Here is a 17961-nt window from a genome sequence, read left to right as displayed (position 1 = left end):
CGCGCAGAACAACGTGATCGACCTGAACCTGAGCAACCTGCAGAACGTCGAGAACATCAGTGTGTACAGCACTGGTGCTTTCACCCTGCTGGGTAACGCGCAGAACAACGTCCTGATCGGCAACGCCTCCAACAACGTGCTGAACGGCGGTGCAGGCGCGGACACGCTGACTGGTGGCGGCGGTGCCGACACCTTCGTCTTCGGTGCTGTCAACGAGATGGGGTTGGGGAACAACCGTGACGTCATCACCGACTTCAGCAGTTTGCAGGGCGATAAAATCGACCTGACTCACTTCGATGCCAACCTGTTGTCCGCCGGTTTCAACGGTTTCACCTTCATTGGTGCAAGTGACTTCACGGGTGCAGGCCAACTGCGGTTCGTCGATCACGTACTGTCGGGTAATGTCAGCGGCAACGTCGGTGCTGACTTCGAAATCCAGCTGGTCGGTGTCAACAGCTTCAGCGCCAACGATCTGGTGGCCTGACGTCTTCACCGAAATACCCGGCCTGTGATGCAGGCCGGTTCAACTGAAAACAAAACGCCCCGACTGGTTCGGGGCGTTTTGTTTTCATGTTCGACGATTGCCGCTGTTAACTCAGCATGCCCAGTTCCTTTGCCCGGGCGACAGCCTGAGTTCGTCGCTCCACTCCCAGTTTGCTGTTGATATGGCTGGCGTGGGTTTTCACGGTGTGCAGTGAAATGAACAACTGATCGCTGATTTCCTGATTTGAACACCCCTGGGCGATAAGCCGCAGCACTGCCAGTTCCCGGGTGCTGAGTTGCTCTGTTGACGAAACATCGGTGGCCGGACGGGTGGTCGACAGTGCAAAGCAGTCCAGTAAGTGTTGGCACGTCGGATTCGCCGTAGCCGTCAATTGGCCGCGCAACCAGTCCGGATGCTCTCGCGCCAGAACATCAAAGGGCTGCAACACCCCACCTGATGCGGCTTCCAGCGTCTGGGCAAAAGCCTTGCGAGCCTCGGGTTCGCGGCCACCGGCCAGCAGCAACGCCACCTTCTGCGTCAGCGCCATCACGCTCAACAACTGACGCCCGGTTTGCTGGCCGTTTTCCAGCAACATGTTCAAGCGCCCTTCGGCCCGCATCGGTTGCCCCTGAATGACATCCAGCAGCGCCTGCTGCAACTCGACATGCAACGGCAACTGCGGATGAAACTCCGGTGGTGCCGCGGCGCGCTCGCCGGTGTAGGTCTGCCCCAGTCGCGCCAGCCAGGCCTCGGCCAGATCAATGCGCCCCTGCGCCAGCCACAACTCGCATTTGACCAGAGTAATCATCGCCAGATAGTAGATCGGTGGCACATCCCAGATGTGCATCAAACGCTCGGCTTCTGCCAGTTCGGCGAAAGCCCTGGCGTAGTCGCCGCTGCTGCCGTCAAGTCGGGCGATAACGCAATGACCGATCAGCACACTGATATCACGACAGGCCCGCGCTTCACTGAGGCCGGCCTGCAATCGCGCGCGCGCCGCCTCTGGTTGCAAGCGCATGGCCAACAGAAATCCCTCATACAGCGTCAATCGTGCACGCACGGCATACAAGCGCTGCGCTGACAATCCGCGCAGACGCTCGAGGCCCTGATGCACTTCATCGAGCGAGCGCACTATTTCCCCCCGCGCCTGTAGAACCCGGGCGCGGTCATAGTGAGCCAGTGCCTCGAACAACGGATTGCCAACCCGTTGCGCCAGCTCCAGGGATTCGCGGTTCAAACCTCGCGCGCGCCACAGATCGCCATCGGCAATCGCCAGATTGGACAACGTCGACAGGCACATCAGACGCTGGCCATAGCGTTTGGCCGGCAGGCTTTCCAGTGCTTCGCTGCAATACTCGATGGTCTGCTCGCGATGCCCCCGTCCTCGGGCGATGATGCCCTTGAGCGCCAGCCATTGGGCAAGCATGGACTTCTGCGCAGTGGCCGACGGCGCCGGCAGAAACCGGCTCAGGTGACTGGCGAGCTCTTCGGCCGCGTCGAGTTGACACGCCAAGCCCAGCGCCCAGCTGTACAACACGATCAGGCGTGGTGTGCTGATCAGCAGACTGTCAGGCAAGTCCATTTTCCAGCGCAGCAACATGCCGACATTCTGCTCGGCGAGCAGCTGTTCCTCGGACAGGTTCTGCACCAGACTCGCCGCCACGTCCAGATGCCCTGCCCGCAACGCCTGCTCGACAGCTTCGTCCAGCAACCCCTGGGCATTGAACCAGCGACAGGCGCGCAAGTGCAGCGTCGCGACAGGCACGATCGCCCGGGTAATCGGTCGACTGCGCAACAGGTCGGAAAACAGATGGTGATAGCGATACCAGTGCCCGTGCTCATCCAGCGGCACCAGAAACACCTGATGCGCCAGCAGGAAGCGCAGAATCTCGGCACTGTCGTGGGCTTCACGGACCGCGTTGCATAGCTCACTGCAAAAGCGTTCCTGCGGCGCGGTGTCGTAGAGAAACGCCTGCACTTCGGCCGGCAGACAGTCGATGACTTCTTCCAGCAGGTATTCGCGGATCAGTCCTTCCCCGCCGTTCAAGGCCTGCGGCAACGCTGCGTCATTCCCGGCCTCGGACACGGCCAGCAACCAGAAGCGCAGCCCGGCGACCCAGCCTTCGCTGCGCTGGATCAGGTTTTCCAGGGCTTCACCGCGAAGCGAGCTGCTGTGCCGGTCGAGCAACGCCAGGGCTTCGTCGTGGGTCAGGCGCAGATCCTGCTCATGGAGTTCCAGCAACTGTCGCGACAGCCGCAGTCGGGCGAGATGCCAGTCCGGCCGCTGACGACTGGTGACCATGACCAGCAAGCCATCGGGCAAATGATTGAGGAAAAATTGCAGGCAACGGTCGAGTACCGGCCCTTGGGCGAGGTGGTAATCGTCCAGCACCAGTAACAGCGGCGAGGTCGGTTGCAGGTGCAGTGCCAGCTCATCGAGCAGGCCGTCGAGCCATTCTTCGAAGGCGAATGGCTGATGACGCTGGCGCATTTTCAACAGGCCGAGTGCACGGCTGCCGAGTTCCGGGAAATAGTCCTGCAGGCCTTCGAGCAAGCGTTCGAGAAATCGTCCCGGGTCGCTGTCCCGGGCGCTCAAACCCAGCCACAGACTTTGCCAATGCGCCGGCAGACTCTGACAGAACTCCACGGCCAGCGAGCTTTTGCCAAACCCGGCCGGAGCACAGACCAGCAACAGACGTCCACCGAGCCCGGCTTGCAGGCGCTCGCAAAGTCGTGGCCGCAATACGTATCCGTCAGGCAGCGGAGGACGGAAAAAACGTCCGTCCAGTGCCGCGACGGCAACGCTTGCAGGGCCCGGAAGTGGGGACAGATCAGTCATGGCCGGCTCTTGTTTGAATGGCTGTTGGCGGCGTAGCAGATGTCCGCAGCCTAGCCTTAAACGGCGTACATATGAAGTTGTTGCTACAAATGGCTACAAAATCACGACGCAAAAAAAACGCCCCGAACCAGTCGGGGCGTTTTTTCGAGGATGCGGCCTCGGGTTACAGCTTAGCGGATACCGTCCTGGCCCAGGTTGCCCGGCTGGAATTCGCTCTTGGTAGCAGAGAAGCCGAAGTCATACGCCTGCTTCTCTTCGTTCTTCATACCCAGTGCCAGGTAGCGACCCGATTGCAGGTCATACAGGGTTTCCAGCGCATACCACGGCACTTGCTTGTCGTAGTAGTCCTCGGCGTGCGCCTCGGCAACGCGCCACAGCTGACCGCGACCGTCGTAATGGTCGATGACGGCTGCCTGCCAGGTATCTTCATCGATGAAGAAGTCACGTTTGGCATAGATGTGACGCTGACCTGGTTTCAAGGTTGCCACCACATGCCAGACGCGGCGCAGCTCGTAACGGGTCAGGTCCTGATTGATGTGACCGGCCTTGATGATGTCGGCGTACTTCAGCGTCGGCGAATCGATCTTGTAGCTGTTGTTGGCAATGTACATCTCTTTCTTGCCTTCAAGCTTCCAGTCGTAACGATCCGGTGCACCGTTGTACATATCCAGGTTGTCGGAAGTCCGCAGACCGTCCGCGGCAGTACCCGGACCGTCATAGGATACTTGTGGTGCCTGACGCACACGGCGCTGACCGGTCGCATAGACCCAGGCCTTGCGCGGCTCCTTCACCTGGTCGAGGGTCTCGTGCACCAGCAGCACGGTACCTGCCAGACGAGCCGGCGCGGTCACTTTCTGCTTGAAGTAAAACAGCACGTTGCCCGGGTTGGCCGGATCGTAATCCTTCATCTTGTCGCGGAACACGAACTGGTCCTGGAAATACACCAGGCTGAACGAGCCGTTGGTCTGCGGAGTCGCCTGGGTCACCAGACGGGTCACGCTGCCACCGCGATAGCGGGTGATGTGGTTCCAGATGACTTCCAGACCGTCTTTCGGGATAGGGAACGGGATGGCGGTCTGGAAGTTTTCCAGACCGTTGCCACCGGCCACCAGAGTGGTGGTCGTTGCGTTTTTCCTGATGGCGGCAAACACGTCATCCGGCACGGTGGCACCGCGATGGGACGGATAGACCGGCATCTTGAAGGTATCCGGGTAACGCTTGAACATCGCGTACTGGCCCGGCGCAAGCTTGTCCTTGTACTGGTCGACGTTCTGCGCAGTGATGGTGAACAGCGGTTTCTCACTGCCGTACGGATCGGACAGGAAGCCTTTGCTGTCGACGGTGCCGGCATTTTTCGCCAGCGGTTTCCAGGCCGGGATCGAGCCGTCGGCGTTGCCCGCCATCTCGGCCCCCATCGGGGTCAGGCTCTTGCCCAACTTGTCGGCTTCGGCGGCAGGTACCGCCGCCATCACGCTGGTCGCCAGCAGCGAAAGCCCCAGAACACCCGCGTGGAACAGACTCTTTGTTATTTTCATAGGTTTGTTCGTCCTGAAAAACTGTGCTTAGAAGTTCACGCCAACACTGAGGGCAACAAAGTCGCGATCATCCACCGTGCTGTATTCGCCACCAAAGAAGTTGGTGTAGGCCAGGCTTGCGGTGTAGGTGTTCTGGTATTCGGCATCCAGCCCGAGGCTGATTGCCTTGCGACCTTCCTCGAAGTTGCCGCCAGGGCCTGGGGAGTAACCCTTGACGTCGTGGGACCAGGCCACGTTCGGCTTCAGGTTCACACCGGCGAATACGTCGCTGTAATCCCAGATGGCACGAGCGCGATAGCCCCAGGAAGTGGCAGTGGTGAAACCGTTGTTGTCGCAATTGCTGGAGCGGTTGCTGGTCGAAGCGCCAGGGCCGGCACCATTGATGGTCGAAGTGTTGAGGATCTGCGAGCAGGTGTTCAGGCCGCCGGTGGACGGCAGTTCACCCGGACCGAAAACCGGATCGCGGCCGTAACGTGCCTCGGACTTGCTTTCCAGACCGCCGACGTGGGTCACGCCGACTTCGCCTACCAGGGTCAGGCGGTTGGCGCCCATGACCTGATCGAAGAAGTGCGTCAGGGTGGTTTGCAGTTGGGTGATTTCCTTGCGGTTGTAGCCGTGCAGGTCCTGGCCCGGAACACCATTGAGGATCGAGGCGTTGGTCAGCGCACCGCCCAATGGACGCACACCGGCAAACAGGATATCGGTGGAGTTCAGTTGCACCGGCGCGTTCGGCCGGTAGCTGACCTCACCGCTCCACGCCGTACCGGTAGGCAGGGTGGTGGAGAAGCTCAGACCGTAGAGGCGAATGTCCTCCGGATACTCGATGAAATACTCGGAGTTACCCGCCACCACCAGCGGCCCCAGCGCCTGGAACGGGCCAGGCAGTGCCTTGACGCCGTTATAGATCGACTGTGGCGCACCGGTTGCGCTGAAGATCGGCGCACGGCTGTGGTAGTTCATGAAGTAGGCACCGAATTCGGTGGCCAGCGGATCGAACATGTACTTGGCGGACACGCCCCACTGCCCGCTGTCCCGCGCATTGCGGTTCGGGGAGCGACGCACAAGCACGCCTTCTTCGTTGACGTCGACATTCGCGGCCGCCAGCGGGCCGAGCGCAATACCCGGAATGGTCGAACGCTTGTTGAGCACGCGCAGGTTGTCGTCGCAACCGGTGGTGACAATGTCAGGCTGGGAGAAGAACGTGCCGCAGTTGTCGGTCACGGTCTTCTGCCAGTCGATCTGGTAGAAACCCTCGGCGGACAGGTTTTCGGTAATGCTCTGGGACACGTAGAACATGTTGACCGGGATCAGGCCTTCCTTGATCTCGGCACCCGGACGGCGGAAGGCGGAAACGTCGATCGGGTTGATCGAGTTGATGCCGCCACCGATGAAGGTACTTTCACCCCAGTTCACCACCTGCTTGCCCAGACGCACCGAACCCGGCTCATCGGCAATGGAGTAGTTGTGGTAAACGAAGGCGTCGAGGATCTGGCCACCCGAAGAGCGGGCTGCCACGTCGCGGTTATGGTTGCTGACGTCCTTGTATTCCAGATCCTGGTTCTGCAGCGCGAAGTCGTACCAGTATTTGCCCCGGACGAAGACACCGGTGTCGCCGTATTTCAATTCGAGGTCATGGATGCCCTTGAAGATCTTCGAGAAGGCTTGCCCGCTCTTGAAGTTCAAGTGACCGTCGTCGGAGGTCTGGGACAATCCCCGGCCGCCGTTGTTGACACCAATAAGATCCTTGTTCGGCTGCTGGGTCGACACGCTCATGCCCAGGGAGAGCGAGGAGTCGAACTGGCCTTCGATTTCACCGACGTTGAAACTGACGCCGAATGCGGGCCCGGCGAGCGTGGAGGCAAGACTGACCGCCAGAGGCAGTTTCGCCCGGCGCCAGAACTGGTTTACTGAGGTCATCGACGCTACTCCATGTGCATTATTGTTATGGCAGTGAGTACTTTTAAAAACGCCTGAAGGACCGGGCGCCAGAGGCCTCCCGAAATCACTTCAATGTTGCATCGCCCCGTTTGTGCGTGTGCCCCGTTCTTAAAAATCCTTGAGCGGACTATAGCCAGCAGGTAGTACTGCTTGATCCCTCTAAAGTGTGATTTGCAGCTGCCGGCCACTCTGGAACAGTCCTTTCGCCAGTCCGACACATGTCGGCACGGCAAGGATGGCTGAAAATTCGGATTTAACAAGCCAAGCGCTTGCTTGGTGGGCCTGGCGCGCCGTTTTCGGCGCGCCAGGGGACGCTCAGAGCGTCGAGAGGAAGGTGCTGTTATTGGCCTGCCATTCGGTGATGTCGAGGCGGATGCGCTTCTTGTCGAGCTTGCCGACACTGGTCTTGGGAATTTCAGTAACAAGGGCGATCTGGCTCGGAATGGCCCACTTGCTCAGGTGCCCCAGTTCCACGAATGGCTTGAGGTGTTCCTTGAGCTCACGAGCCCCGATGGCGTGCCCTTCGCGGATCACCAGCAAGGCAAACGGGCGCTCGCCCCACTGTGGATCGGCGATGCCCACCACTGCTACTTCACGTACCGCGACGTGGCGACTGATCAGGTCTTCGAGGTCCAGCGAGGAAATCCACTCGCCACCGGTCTTGATCACGTCCTTGATCCGGTCGCGGATATCGATCACACCCATGCTGTCGAGCGTGGCGACGTCCCCGGTGTGCAGCCAGCCGCCGGCCCACAGCTCGGCGCCCTTCTGCGGTTCGTTGAAATAGCCTTCGGTCAGCCAGGGTGCGCGCAGCACCAGTTCGCCCTGGGTTTCGCCATCGGCCGGCAGGAAGTTGCCGTCGCCATCGACAATGGCCGCTTCGACCAGCGGCCCCGGTACCCCGGCCTTGATCCGATAAGTGGTGCGTTCATCTTCGGTGCCCGCCATCAGTTCGTCATTCAGATGCGCACACGAGACCAATGGCCCGGTTTCCGACATGCCGTAGGCGGCCGTCAGTTGAATGCCCTTGCTCTTGGCCGTTTCATACAGCGTGCGATTGAGCGCGCTGCCGCCGATGACGATTTTCCAGCCGCCGAAATCGGTGCCTTGCGCGCCCTTGGCGTTGAGCACCATTTGCAGGATGGTCGGCACGCAGTGAGAGAAGGTGACCTTCTCCTTGCGCCACAACTCGACGAGGAACTCCGGGTCGTAACGCCCCGGATAAACCTGCTTGAGCCCGAGCATCGTCGCCACATACGGCAGGCCCCACGCATGCACGTGGAACATCGGGGTGATCGGCATGTACACGTCGTTGGTGCCCAGCAGCCGCACGCTGTCGATGGCGCCCATGATGGTCGACACGCCCATGGTGTGCAGCACCAGTTGCCGATGGGTGAAGTACACGCCTTTCGGATTGCCGGTAGTGCCCGTGGTGTAGAAGGTGGTGGCGACCGAGTTTTCGTCAAAATCCTGGAAGTCGTACTGCGGGCTCGCGGCCGCCAGCAACTGCTCGTACTCGCCAACCAGATTCGGCAGATCCGCGTTTTTTTCCGGCAGATCGGTCAGCAGCAGGGTTTTCTCCACCGTCGTCAGGTGCGGCGCGATGGCCTGATAGAGCCCGACGAACTCGCTGTTGACCAGCACGAAGCGGTCCTCGGCGTGGTTCATGGTGTAGAGAATCTGTTCCGGCGACAGGCGCACGTTGATGGTGTGGATCACCGCGCCGATCATCGGAATGGCAAACATGCACTCCAGATAGCGATGGCTGTCCCAGTCCATCACCGCCACAGTATCGCCGGCCTTTACGCCGGCCGCCGTCAATACGTTGGCCAGTCGCGCGACCCGCTCGATCAGCGTCGGATAGCTGTAGCGCAACTGGTCACGGTAGATGATCTCGCGGGTTTTCTCGTAACGGGCGCCCGACATCAGCAGCCGTTTAATCAGCAATGGATACTGGTAGGCCCCTTCGGCGGGCGGAATAACGCGAGTCTGCAACATAAGAATCCCTTTTCTGACTGCACGGTGTTGGCGTTGGAGTTTTGTACTCTAGAACCGTTATACGCCAGCCAAATCAGCCAAAGGAATGATTTGCAGAGCCGTACAAATGCTAGCTTTGCGCCAGCATTTGCCGGTATTCGTCACCGATCAGGCGGTTTGCCCTACAGCCGCTTCGGAAGGCGTGCGTGGGAAAACCACCGCAGCGAGGAAAGTCAACGCGCCAAAACCGGCCAGGATCAGGTAAAGCCCCACAAAACCATGGCGCGGTTCGACATAGGCAATCAGCGGAATCGCCGTCGCACTGGCACCAAACGATAAACAGTAACGCAAGGCAAACACCCGCGACTGCCATTGCGGCGCGACAAAGTTGGCGACCATCGAATCGTTCACCGTCACCTGACCGAACACCACGAACATGAACGCCGCCCCGAGCGCGATCACCGCCCAGCCATCGACGTAAGCCATGGCATAAAGCAGTGGCGCCTGAAACAGTGTCAGCACCACAAATGGCCATTTCAGACTGACCCGGTGCAGCAATTGCCCGATGCTCAACTGCGCCACTGCACCGAACGCGTACGCCAGGCTCACTACCACGCCAAGTGTCTGGGGCGAGGCGAACAGATCATGCAAGCGATCCTGAAACAGTTTCGGATAGGTCATGGTCGTGGCGTTGAACACCACCCCGCCGGTGGCCGTGGCCAAGGCCAGCACGCCAAACACCATGACCATCGAAATGCGCTGGCCGCCGGCGCCTTTGAGCGCGGTATGCGGGCGCTTGGGAATCGGCTCCTCACGCACCTGCAAGACAAAACCGATCCCCAGCACAATCGCCACGGCACCCGGTAACAGGAACGCCGAACGCCAGCCGAACTGCGCCACCAACAGCCCGGTTATCAGTGCCGAGAACGCCACGCCAAGATTGCCCCACATGCCGTTGATGCCGATTTCGCGGCCACGATTTTGCGCATAGGCCACCAGCATCGCCGTGCCGACCGGGTGATAGATCGCGGCGAAAATGCCGATCAGGGTCAGGCCGATCACCAGCATCGTCGGGCTGCTACTCAGACCGGTAACGATCGCCGAACCACCGATACCGAAGAAAAACACCAGCATCATCCGTCGCCGGCTCCAGTGATCGCCGAGCCAGCCGGCCGGTAGCGAACAGGCACCGAATGCGATGAAACCGCCCAGCGACAGGCCGATCAGCGCGGCGTAGTCGAGGGCGAAGGCCTGGGTCATGCCGAGCACGGCGGCGGGAAAAATCAGCATGAACATGTGATCGATCACATGGGCTGCGTTGATGTAGCGGATGACATTTCTGGATTGATTCATCGCGGCACGCTTTCTTGTTGTGAACAGATGAGGGTGAGCGCTTATGCTAAGTTGGCAAAAAAGCGCATTCCTGCCATTCAAGTCAGTGAACCGGACATGTTGATCAGCCATTTCGACCACGGCCCGGTGAGCGCCTACCCCCGGGATTATCTCGACGGCGCGCACCAGCCATTGCACCTGCATCGCGAGGCGCAGTTGCTGTATGCGGTGAGCGGGGTCATGCGGGTGGTCACGGCGCAAGGTGCGTGGGTGATTCCCCCGACCCGCGCGGTGTGGATTCCACCGCAGATCGGCCATGAGATCTTCATGTCCGGCGATGTGCAGATGCGCTCATTGTTCATCGCCCCCGAGCTGTCGCCCGCCAGCCTGCAAAATTGTTGCGTACTGGCCGTAACGCCGTTGCTGCGCGAACTGATCCTGCGCGCGGTGCAGGGCCCGCCCCACGCCGACAACCCGCTGATCCAGCAGTTGATGCTGGAGGAACTGGCCGGCCTCGAAAACCTGCCGCTGCACATCCCGATGCCGAGCGACCGGCGCCTGCAAAACATTTGCCTGGCGCTGCTGCGCGAGCCCGATCACCCGAACACCCTGGAAGACTGGGCGCAGCAAGTCGGCGCCAGCTCACGTACGTTGGCGCGGCTGTTCCAGCAACAACTGAAGATGAGTTTCAATGCCTGGCGCCAGCAACTGCGCCTGATGGAAGCCCTGCCCCGCCTGCTCGCCGGGGACAGCGTGCAAAGCGTGGCGCGGGATCTGGGTTACGGCAGCGCGCGGGCGTTCAGCGCGATGTTTCGCCGTTTGCTCGGGGACAATCCCCGGGAGTACCTCAACGCCCTGAATCAGCTCAGTTCGATCAATGCATCTCGGTGAACGCGAGCTTCACGCCAATCGCGATCAGTACAGCGCCCATGGTGCGGTCGAACCAGTGGCCCATGCGGGCGAAACCGGCACGCACACGCTGTTGGCTGAACAGCATCGCCACCAGGCAAAACCAGGTTGCGGTCGCGACGGCCAGATAAATCCCGTAGCCGGCCTGCACCGCCAGTGGCGTGTGCGGATTGATCACCACGGTGAACAGCGACAGAAAGAACAGCGTGGCTTTCGGGTTCAGGCCGTTGGTCACGAAGCCTGAGGTGAAGGCGCCACGGGCGGTGCGTTCGCCGGCTTCTTTGTGCAGATCGTCGGTCACGGTCTTGGCCGGCTGCGCGCGCAGCGCCTTGAAGCCGATGTACAGCAGATAAGCGGCGGCGGCCCATTTCAGGGCGTTGAACAACACGATCGATTGCGAAACGATCAGGCCGATGCCCAGCAGCGAATATCCGACGTGCAGGAAAATCGCCGTGCCCACGCCCAGTGCCGTCCAGGTGCCGGCGCGACGACCGTGAGTCACGCTTTCGCGCACCACCACGGCGAAATCAGGACCGGGACTGGCGACGGCCAGCAGGTGGATCAGGGCAACGGTCAAGAATTCGGTCCAGTACATGGGGGCTCCTCTGAGGTCATTACATTCCTGTGGGAGCGAGCCTGCTCGCGAAGAGGGAGTGCCTGGCACATCACTGTTGCCTGACATGGCGCCTCGCGAGCAGGCTCGCTCCCACAGGTGTTTCATCTGGTAGGCTCGGCAGATTACGCCTTCCCTTCAAAGCACGACAGGTACAGTTGATGACGAACGCCCACCGCGCCGTATTCCTCGATCACCCTTCGCTGGATCTTGGCGATCTCGATCTGAGCCCTTTGCGTGACTGCTTCAGCGATCTGCAACTGTTCGCCCAGACGTTGCCTGCGCAGGTTGCCGAACGCCTGCAAGGTGCGACCGTGGCGATCAGCAACAAGGTCCTGATCGACGCCGCCGCCATGGCCGCCAACCCACAGCTGAAGCTGATCCTGATCACCGCCACCGGCACCAACAACGTCGATCTGGCCGCCGCCCGCGCCCACGGCATCACCGTGTGCAACTGCCAGGGTTACGGCACGCCGTCGGTGGCGCAGCACACAATCATGCTGCTGCTCAATCTCGCCACGCGTCTGGCCGACTATCAAAAAGCCGTCGGTGAAGGACGCTGGCAGCAGGCGAAACAGTTCTGCCTGCTGGACTACCCGATCGTCGAGTTGGAGGGCAAAACCCTCGGCCTGCTCGGGCATGGCGAACTCGGTGGTGCGGTCGCCCGCTTGGCCGAAGCCTTCGGCATGCGCGTATTGCTGGGGCAGATTCCGGGACGCCCGGCCCGTCCGGATCGCTTGCCGCTGGAAGAACTGCTGCCGCAGATCGACGCCCTCACCCTGCACTGCCCGCTCAATGAACACACCCGGCACTTCATCGGTGCCCGCGAGCTGGCGTCCATGAAACCCGGCGCGTTTGTGGTCAACACCGCCCGTGGCGGCCTGATCGACGAACAAGCCCTGGCCGATGCCTTGCGCAAGGGTCATCTGGGCGGCGCAGCCACCGATGTACTGAGCGTCGAGCCACCGACCCAAGGCAATCCACTGTTGGCCGCCGACATCCCGCGCCTGATCGTCACCCCGCATAACGCCTGGGGCAGTCGGGAAGCCCGGCAGCGAATCGTCGGTCAACTGGTGGAAAACACCCAGGCGTTCTACAGCGGTAAGGCGCTGCGGGTCGTCAGTTGATAAACTGCGGCACTTTTTTTCACAGGAGCAGTTATGGATCCGCGCAGTGAAGTACTGCTTCGTCAGGTCGAGTTATTCCAGGGTTCGCTGTTGTTGGCCGGCCTGCCCGCCGACGACTTGCTCGGGCGCCTGCCCAACGCCTTTGGCTGGTGCTGGCATGCCGGCGATCAGGCAGCGCTCGATGCGCGTTTCGAAGGTCGCAGCCATTTCGGCGTGAATGTGCCGGATCGCGAGTTCGACAGCGCGGTGGTGTTCTTGCCCAAGTCCAAGGACCTGACCGATTACATTCTCAACGCAGTGGCTTCACGTCTGGCTGGTCGTGAAGTGTTTCTGGTCGGGGAAAAACGCAGCGGCATCGAAGGTGCGTCCAAACAGCTCAACCCGTTCGGCAAGCCGCGCAAGCTCGACAGCGCGCGTCACTGCCAACTCTGGCAAGTGACGGTGGCCAACGCCCCTGAAGCCAAATCCCTGGAAAGCCTGGCGCAGACTTACGAACTGCCGCTGGCCGAAGGGCCACTGAAAGTCATCAGCCTGCCGGGCGTGTTCAGCCATGGCCGACTGGATCGCGGGAGCGCCCTGCTGCTGGAGCACCTGGACAAACTGCCGAGCGGTCACCTGCTGGACTTCGGTTGCGGTGCCGGCGTGCTTGGCGCGGCGGTCAAACGTCGTTACCCGCACAATCAGGTCACTTTGCTGGACGTCGACGCCTTCGCGGCCGCCAGCAGTCGCCTGACTTTGGCCGCCAACGGTCTGGAAGCCGAAGTGTTAACCGGTGACGGCATCGACGCCGCACCGATGGGTTTGAACGCGATTCTGAGCAATCCGCCGTTCCATGTCGGTGTACACACCGATTATTTCGCCACCGAAAACTTGCTGCGAAAAGCGGCCAAACACCTGAAAAACGGCGGCGAACTTCGCTTGGTGGCGAACAGCTTCCTGAAGTACCAGCCGTTGATCGAAGAGCATCTTGGCGTGTGTGCGATCAAGGCCGAAGGTAATGGTTTCCGGATTTACCGGGCCAAGCGCGGCTGAAAATTAGCACTTGCCGAATGGATTCTGCCTAGGCAGAATCCGCTCCGTCCTAGGGGAGTAGTCTCCCACGAGCGCCATGCTCGTCCGGCATACGTCAACATACTTGATCCTCAGATCATGGCGTATGCGACCCAAGCGTCCGCAGCAGACGGATCGCAGGGTTTGACAAGACCTATGACACGCACACCTTACCCGGGGCGGGAAGGCTGTACGTGTCATAGCCGTGTCGACCCGCCCCTTAGGAAATCCTGATGCTGGACTCTTTACTCGTTCCCACCGCAATCGTTGCCTTGGCCGAAATCGGCGACAAGACGCAACTGCTCGCGCTGATTCTCGCCGCTCGCTTTCGCAAACCCTGGCCGATCATTGCCGGTATCGTTGCGGCGACCCTGGCCAACCACGCGGCAGCCGGTGCGGTAGGCGCCTGGTTCGGCAGCTTCTTCTCCGATGCGGTCCTGCACTGGATTCTCGCCGCGAGCTTCACAGCCACCGCCCTGTGGACCCTGGTGCCGGACAAGATGGACGACGATGAAGCCAGCACCGCCCGCAAGTTCGGGCCATTCCTGACCACGCTGATCGCGTTCTTCCTCGCGGAAATCGGTGACAAGACTCAGATCGCCACCGTGATGCTCGCCGCGCAATACCCGGAACTGTGGCTGGTGATCATCGGCACCACGCTCGGCATGTTGATTGCCAACGTACCGGTGGTTCTGGCGGGTAACTTTGCCGCAGACAAATTGCCATTGACCCTGATCCGTCGCCTCGCGGCTTCGGCGTTCATGATTCTGGCGATCGTTGCGGTGTACAAGGCGATGCAGAGCAGCGGCTGGGTTTGATCCGGCAGATCGCTCCCACACTCGGTGTGGGAGCGATCATTGCTTCAGGACTTTGGCGCTTTTTCGTAGAGCGGCATGACCTTCGGAATTGCCGCCTGCAACGAGGCGATCCGGCTGGAGGATGCCGGGTGAGTGCTCATGAACTCTGGCGGCGCGCCTTCGGACGCCTTGCTCATCTTGTTCCACAAGGTGATCGCGGCGTTCGGGTTGTAGCCGGCGCGAGCGGCCAACTCCAGGCCGATCAGGTCGGCTTCGTTCTCGTTGGCGCGGCTGTTGGGCAATGTCATGCCGTAGTTGGCCACGGTGTCGGCCAGGGCCAGGCTGTCCTGACCCAGGCCGAGCAACGCACCGGCGCCCTGCTTGGCCATCTCGATGCCATAGGCCTTGGACATCGCTTCACGACCGTGCTCGCGCAGGGCGTGGGCGATTTCATGGCCCATGACCGCGGCGATCTCATCGTCGGTCAGCTTCAAACTGTCGATCAGCCCGGTGTAGAAAATGATCTTGCCGCCAGGACCGCAGTTGGCGTTGAGCTCGTCACTCTTGATCAGGTTCACTTCCCACTGCCATTGCGCGGCATCCGGACGGAAGTTCGGCGCCTGGGCGATCAGACGATTGGCAATCGCCTGAACCCGCTTGGCTTCATTGCTGGTCTTGTCCAGCACGCCTTTGCTGGACGCCTCGCCAACGGTCTTCTGATAGGACTGGGCATACATCTGGTCGACCTCTTGCGAGGACAGCATGCTGAACATGTACTGCTTGCGCTCCACGCCCACGGCACCGCCGCTGGTGGTATTGACCGACTGGCAACCGGCCAGCAACAGCGCCGCGCTCAGTGCACTTACAACCAATGTCTTGTTCATTCAAAAGCTCCCTGAAAACATGCCGCGTATCCTAGGCGGGTAATTGTATCGGCGCCAGATACAACAGACGTGATGCACCGGTTTTCAGAAGTCATCCGCCAGTCCTGTAGGAAAAAATTCACATCCACCGACAAGCCCTCTGCAACTGCGTCGCGCATTGATCCATTTGCGACATCCACCCTCAATTGCTCGCACTTCGCCTCATGGCGCAATAGTGGCTGCCGATACAGCAGCGCAGACGTCCTCTTGCGTGCGGAGTTTCCATGAAATTCAAGTCGATCCAGTTTTCCGTGGCGGCCCTGGCCGGCGCCATCGTTCTCAGCGTGGTGGCGGCGCTGGTGTTGTATGCGCTGTTTTCCGGCGCCCGCACCCAAGAGATGGTTCAACAGCGGACCCAGGCCCAGTTCGAACAAGTCATCGAACAACGCCTGACCTCGCTGGCGCAGACCCAGGTCAGCCAGATCCAGCGCGAGCTGGAAGCGCCGCTGCTGATTGCCGGCGGGCTGGTGCGGGTCAACGCCCTGCTCGGCACGCCGGGCGCCGATGGCCAGCCGCGATTGACCGTCAGCCGTGAGCAGTTGATCAGCCTGATCAAGGAAAACGTCGAGAAGAACCCGAAGATTCTCGGCACCTACATCGGTTGGGAAAAGAACGCACTGGACCACAATGACGCGGCCTACGTCGGTACCAGCGTGGTCGGTATCGACGCCGCCAATGGGCGTTTCCTGCCATGGTGGTTCCGCAACGAGGACGGCACTCTGGGCCTGGACAAACTGGTGGACGTCGATGACCAGAAAGTCCTGTCCACCGGCGTACGCGCCAGCGAGTACTACCTGTGCTCGAAAGAAACCAAAAAATCCTGTGTGATCGACCCGGCGCCGTACAAGGTCGGCGACAAGATCGTCATGCTCGCCTCCTTTATTGAACCGATCATGCTCAACGGCGCCTTCCAGGGCATCGTCGGCGCCGACCTGTCGGTGAACTTCATCCAGGAAATGCTCCTGGGTGCGAACCAGAAACTGTACAGCGGTGCCGGGCAAATGGCCCTGATCGGCGGCAACGGCCGGATCGTCGCCTACACCAAGGACCCGAGCAAATTCGGCGAGAAGGTCAGCGACATCCTCGACGCCCAACAGATTGCCAACATGGCCAATCTCAAGCGCGGCGAAGTGACCTATTCCGTCAATAAAGAGGCGGGCCGGATCGAGTTGTACCTGCCATTCGGCATCGGCCAGACCGATGCGCGCTGGACGCTGATGCTGCAACTGCCGCTCGACGCGGTGATGGCCGATCTGCAAAAGCTCCAGGGTGACCTCGACGCCCAGCGCAAGTCCGACACCTTCGGCATGGCCATGGTCGGCCTGATCATTGCCGGCCTAGGTTTGCTGGTGATCTGGCTGGTGGGCCACGGCATTGCTCGCCCGCTCAAACAAATGGTCACCATGCTCGACGACATTGCTCAGGGCGAAGGCGACCTGACCCGTCGTTTGAGTAGCGACCGCAATGACGAACTCGGTTCAATCGCCAAAGGCTTCAATACCTTCCTTGCCAAGTTGCAGGGGATGATCACGCAGGTAGTGACGTCGGTGCAGAGTGTCAGCGATTCCTCGGAGCACACGGCGGACATCGCGATCCGTACCAATATCGGCATTCAGAAGCAGATGGCCGAGATTGATCAGGTGGCCACCGCCGTGCAGGAAATGACGGCTACCGCGCAGGACGTTGCGCGCAACGCGACCCAGGCCGCCCAAGCCGCCAGCCATGCCGATCAGGCCGCCAGCCAGGGCATGCAGATCGTGCGCGACACCTCCAATTCGATTGGCGTGCTGGCCGTGGAAATCGGTAAGGCCGTGGACGTGGTGCAGACGCTGGCCAAGGACAGCGAAAACATCAATGCGATCCTTATCGCCATTCGCGGGATCGCCGAGCAGACCAACCTGCTGGCTCTCAACGCAGCCATCGAAGCCGCCCGTGCCGGTGAGCAGGGTCGCGGGTTTGCCGTGGTAGCCGACGAGGTGCGCAACCTCGCGCAGAAAACCCAGAAGGCCACCGAAGAAATCCAGAGCATGATCCAGCAACTGCAACAGGGCACCCGCGATGTGGTGCGGGTCATGGAAGACAGCCAGAACCGCACCGACGAAAGCGTGCAACACGCGGCCAAAGCGGCCGAAGCGCTGGAGACCATCACCCAGGCGGTGTCGGTGATCAACGACATGAACACCCAGATCGCCAGCGCCGCCGAAGAACAGAGCGCGGTGGCCGACGACATCAACCGCAACGTGATCAACATCGGTCAGGTGGCAAACGAAGTGGCGGGTGGTGCGGATGAGTCGAGTTCGGCGAGTGCCGATTTGACCAAGCTGGCGGAGCAGCAGCGGCGGTTGATCAATCAGTTCAAGGTGTGACGTCGAAGGCTAAAAGTCAAAAGCCCCTCACCCTAACCCTCCCGAAACGTCGGACCGCCCGGAGGGAGAGG

12 protein-coding genes, 1 pseudogene and 1 riboswitch are annotated in these 17961 nt (G+C 60.8%); of the genes and pseudogenes, 6 read left to right on the top strand and 7 right to left on the bottom strand.

Translation table 11 applies throughout. The features are described from left to right. Nucleotides 1-484, top strand: a pseudogene (locus ACW9HX_RS27260) (M10 family metallopeptidase); the annotation flags it as partial. A 106-nt stretch (nt 485-590) separates the two neighbouring features. Here ACW9HX_RS27260 and ACW9HX_RS27255 read toward each other — a convergent pair. The 5 genes from ACW9HX_RS27255 to ACW9HX_RS27235 all read right to left on the bottom strand — a co-directional run bounded on the left by ACW9HX_RS27255 (nt 591) and on the right by ACW9HX_RS27235 (nt 10126). Further along, entirely contained in the window at nt 591-3323 is a 2733-nt protein-coding gene (locus tag ACW9HX_RS27255) for a LuxR C-terminal-related transcriptional regulator (RefSeq protein ID WP_457382969.1), read from the bottom strand. 170 nt (nt 3324-3493) lie between these two features. After that, nucleotides 3494-4858 carry a DUF1329 domain-containing protein gene (locus ACW9HX_RS27250; protein ID WP_457382968.1) on the bottom strand — a complete coding sequence of 455 codons (1365 nt, stop codon included), beginning with the start codon at nt 4856-4858 and terminating at the stop codon, nt 3494-3496. Between the two features lie 27 nt (nt 4859-4885). Continuing rightward, nucleotides 4886-6775, bottom strand: a complete 1890-nt coding sequence (locus tag ACW9HX_RS27245; RefSeq protein WP_457382967.1) for a DUF1302 domain-containing protein — start codon at nt 6773-6775, stop codon at nt 4886-4888. A gap of 336 nt (nt 6776-7111) precedes the next feature. Further along, entirely contained in the window at nt 7112-8794 is a 1683-nt protein-coding gene (locus ACW9HX_RS27240) for a fatty acid--CoA ligase (RefSeq protein ID WP_134828061.1), read from the bottom strand. Between the two features lie 147 nt (nt 8795-8941). After that, a complete protein-coding gene (locus ACW9HX_RS27235) occupies nt 8942-10126 on the bottom strand; it encodes an MFS transporter (RefSeq protein ID WP_457382966.1) in 1185 nt (394 codons plus the stop codon). A 96-nt stretch (nt 10127-10222) separates the two neighbouring features. Between ACW9HX_RS27235 and ACW9HX_RS27230 the strand changes: the two genes are divergently transcribed. Then, nucleotides 10223-10996, top strand: a complete 774-nt coding sequence (locus ACW9HX_RS27230; protein ID WP_457382965.1) for an AraC family transcriptional regulator — start codon at nt 10223-10225, stop codon at nt 10994-10996. Here ACW9HX_RS27230 and ACW9HX_RS27225 read toward each other — a convergent pair. Further along, the gene (locus tag ACW9HX_RS27225; RefSeq protein ID WP_085655278.1) at nt 10980-11609 is read right to left on the bottom strand and encodes a LysE family translocator; all 630 of its coding nucleotides are present in this window, start codon (nt 11607-11609) and stop codon (nt 10980-10982) included. The genes ACW9HX_RS27230 and ACW9HX_RS27225 overlap by 17 nt on opposite strands. Nucleotides 11610-11788: 179 nt before the next feature. Here ACW9HX_RS27225 and ACW9HX_RS27220 point away from each other — a divergent pair, with 179 nt between their 5' ends. From ACW9HX_RS27220 to ACW9HX_RS27210, 3 genes are all read left to right on the top strand, one after another. Further along, nucleotides 11789-12754: a 2-hydroxyacid dehydrogenase gene (locus ACW9HX_RS27220; protein WP_457382964.1), complete on the top strand. Its 966-nt coding sequence runs from the start codon at nt 11789-11791 to the stop codon at nt 12752-12754. 33 nt (nt 12755-12787) lie between these two features. Next, a complete protein-coding gene (locus ACW9HX_RS27215; RefSeq protein WP_457382963.1) occupies nt 12788-13786 on the top strand; it encodes a methyltransferase in 999 nt (332 codons plus the stop codon). 39 nt (nt 13787-13825) lie between these two features. Continuing rightward, nucleotides 13826-13950, top strand: a riboswitch (yybP-ykoY riboswitch). A gap of 87 nt (nt 13951-14037) precedes the next feature. Further along, nucleotides 14038-14622, top strand: a complete 585-nt coding sequence (locus tag ACW9HX_RS27210; protein WP_096822781.1) for a TMEM165/GDT1 family protein — start codon at nt 14038-14040, stop codon at nt 14620-14622. Between the two features lie 44 nt (nt 14623-14666). Here ACW9HX_RS27210 and ACW9HX_RS27205 read toward each other — a convergent pair whose 3' ends face one another. Continuing rightward, a complete protein-coding gene (locus ACW9HX_RS27205) occupies nt 14667-15485 on the bottom strand; it encodes a M48 family metallopeptidase (RefSeq protein ID WP_096822780.1) in 819 nt (272 codons plus the stop codon). A 263-nt stretch (nt 15486-15748) separates the two neighbouring features. Here ACW9HX_RS27205 and ACW9HX_RS27200 point away from each other — a divergent pair, with 263 nt between their 5' ends. Then, on the top strand, nt 15749-17890 hold the full coding sequence (locus ACW9HX_RS27200; protein WP_457382962.1) for a methyl-accepting chemotaxis protein: 2142 nt from the start codon (nt 15749-15751) through the stop codon (nt 17888-17890). Nucleotides 17891-17961 lie beyond the last annotated feature (71 nt).

Source organism: Pseudomonas sp. SDO52101_S400 (assembly GCF_054071635.1).
The sequence above is the reverse complement of the archived record's forward strand: the minus strand, read 5'-3'. Positions and strand labels throughout refer to the sequence as shown.

What these genes read in the sequence shown, in the direction of transcription:
- ACW9HX_RS27255 (WP_457382969.1), bottom strand. Translation starts at nt 3,323, where the DNA reads ATGACTGATCTGTCCCCACTTCCGGGCCCTGCAAGCGTTGCCGTCGCG.
- ACW9HX_RS27250 (WP_457382968.1), bottom strand. Translation starts at nt 4,858, where the DNA reads ATGAAAATAACAAAGAGTCTGTTCCACGCGGGTGTTCTGGGGCTTTCG.
- ACW9HX_RS27245 (WP_457382967.1), bottom strand. Translation starts at nt 6,775, where the DNA reads ATGACCTCAGTAAACCAGTTCTGGCGCCGGGCGAAACTGCCTCTGGCG.
- ACW9HX_RS27240 (WP_134828061.1), bottom strand. Translation starts at nt 8,794, where the DNA reads ATGTTGCAGACTCGCGTTATTCCGCCCGCCGAAGGGGCCTACCAGTAT.
- ACW9HX_RS27235 (WP_457382966.1), bottom strand. Translation starts at nt 10,126, where the DNA reads ATGAATCAATCCAGAAATGTCATCCGCTACATCAACGCAGCCCATGTG.
- ACW9HX_RS27230 (WP_457382965.1), top strand. Translation starts at nt 10,223, where the DNA reads ATGTTGATCAGCCATTTCGACCACGGCCCGGTGAGCGCCTACCCCCGG.
- ACW9HX_RS27225 (WP_085655278.1), bottom strand. Translation starts at nt 11,609, where the DNA reads ATGTACTGGACCGAATTCTTGACCGTTGCCCTGATCCACCTGCTGGCC.
- ACW9HX_RS27220 (WP_457382964.1), top strand. Translation starts at nt 11,789, where the DNA reads ATGACGAACGCCCACCGCGCCGTATTCCTCGATCACCCTTCGCTGGAT.
- ACW9HX_RS27215 (WP_457382963.1), top strand. Translation starts at nt 12,788, where the DNA reads ATGGATCCGCGCAGTGAAGTACTGCTTCGTCAGGTCGAGTTATTCCAG.
- ACW9HX_RS27210 (WP_096822781.1), top strand. Translation starts at nt 14,038, where the DNA reads ATGCTGGACTCTTTACTCGTTCCCACCGCAATCGTTGCCTTGGCCGAA.
- ACW9HX_RS27205 (WP_096822780.1), bottom strand. Translation starts at nt 15,485, where the DNA reads ATGAACAAGACATTGGTTGTAAGTGCACTGAGCGCGGCGCTGTTGCTG.
- ACW9HX_RS27200 (WP_457382962.1), top strand. Translation starts at nt 15,749, where the DNA reads ATGAAATTCAAGTCGATCCAGTTTTCCGTGGCGGCCCTGGCCGGCGCC.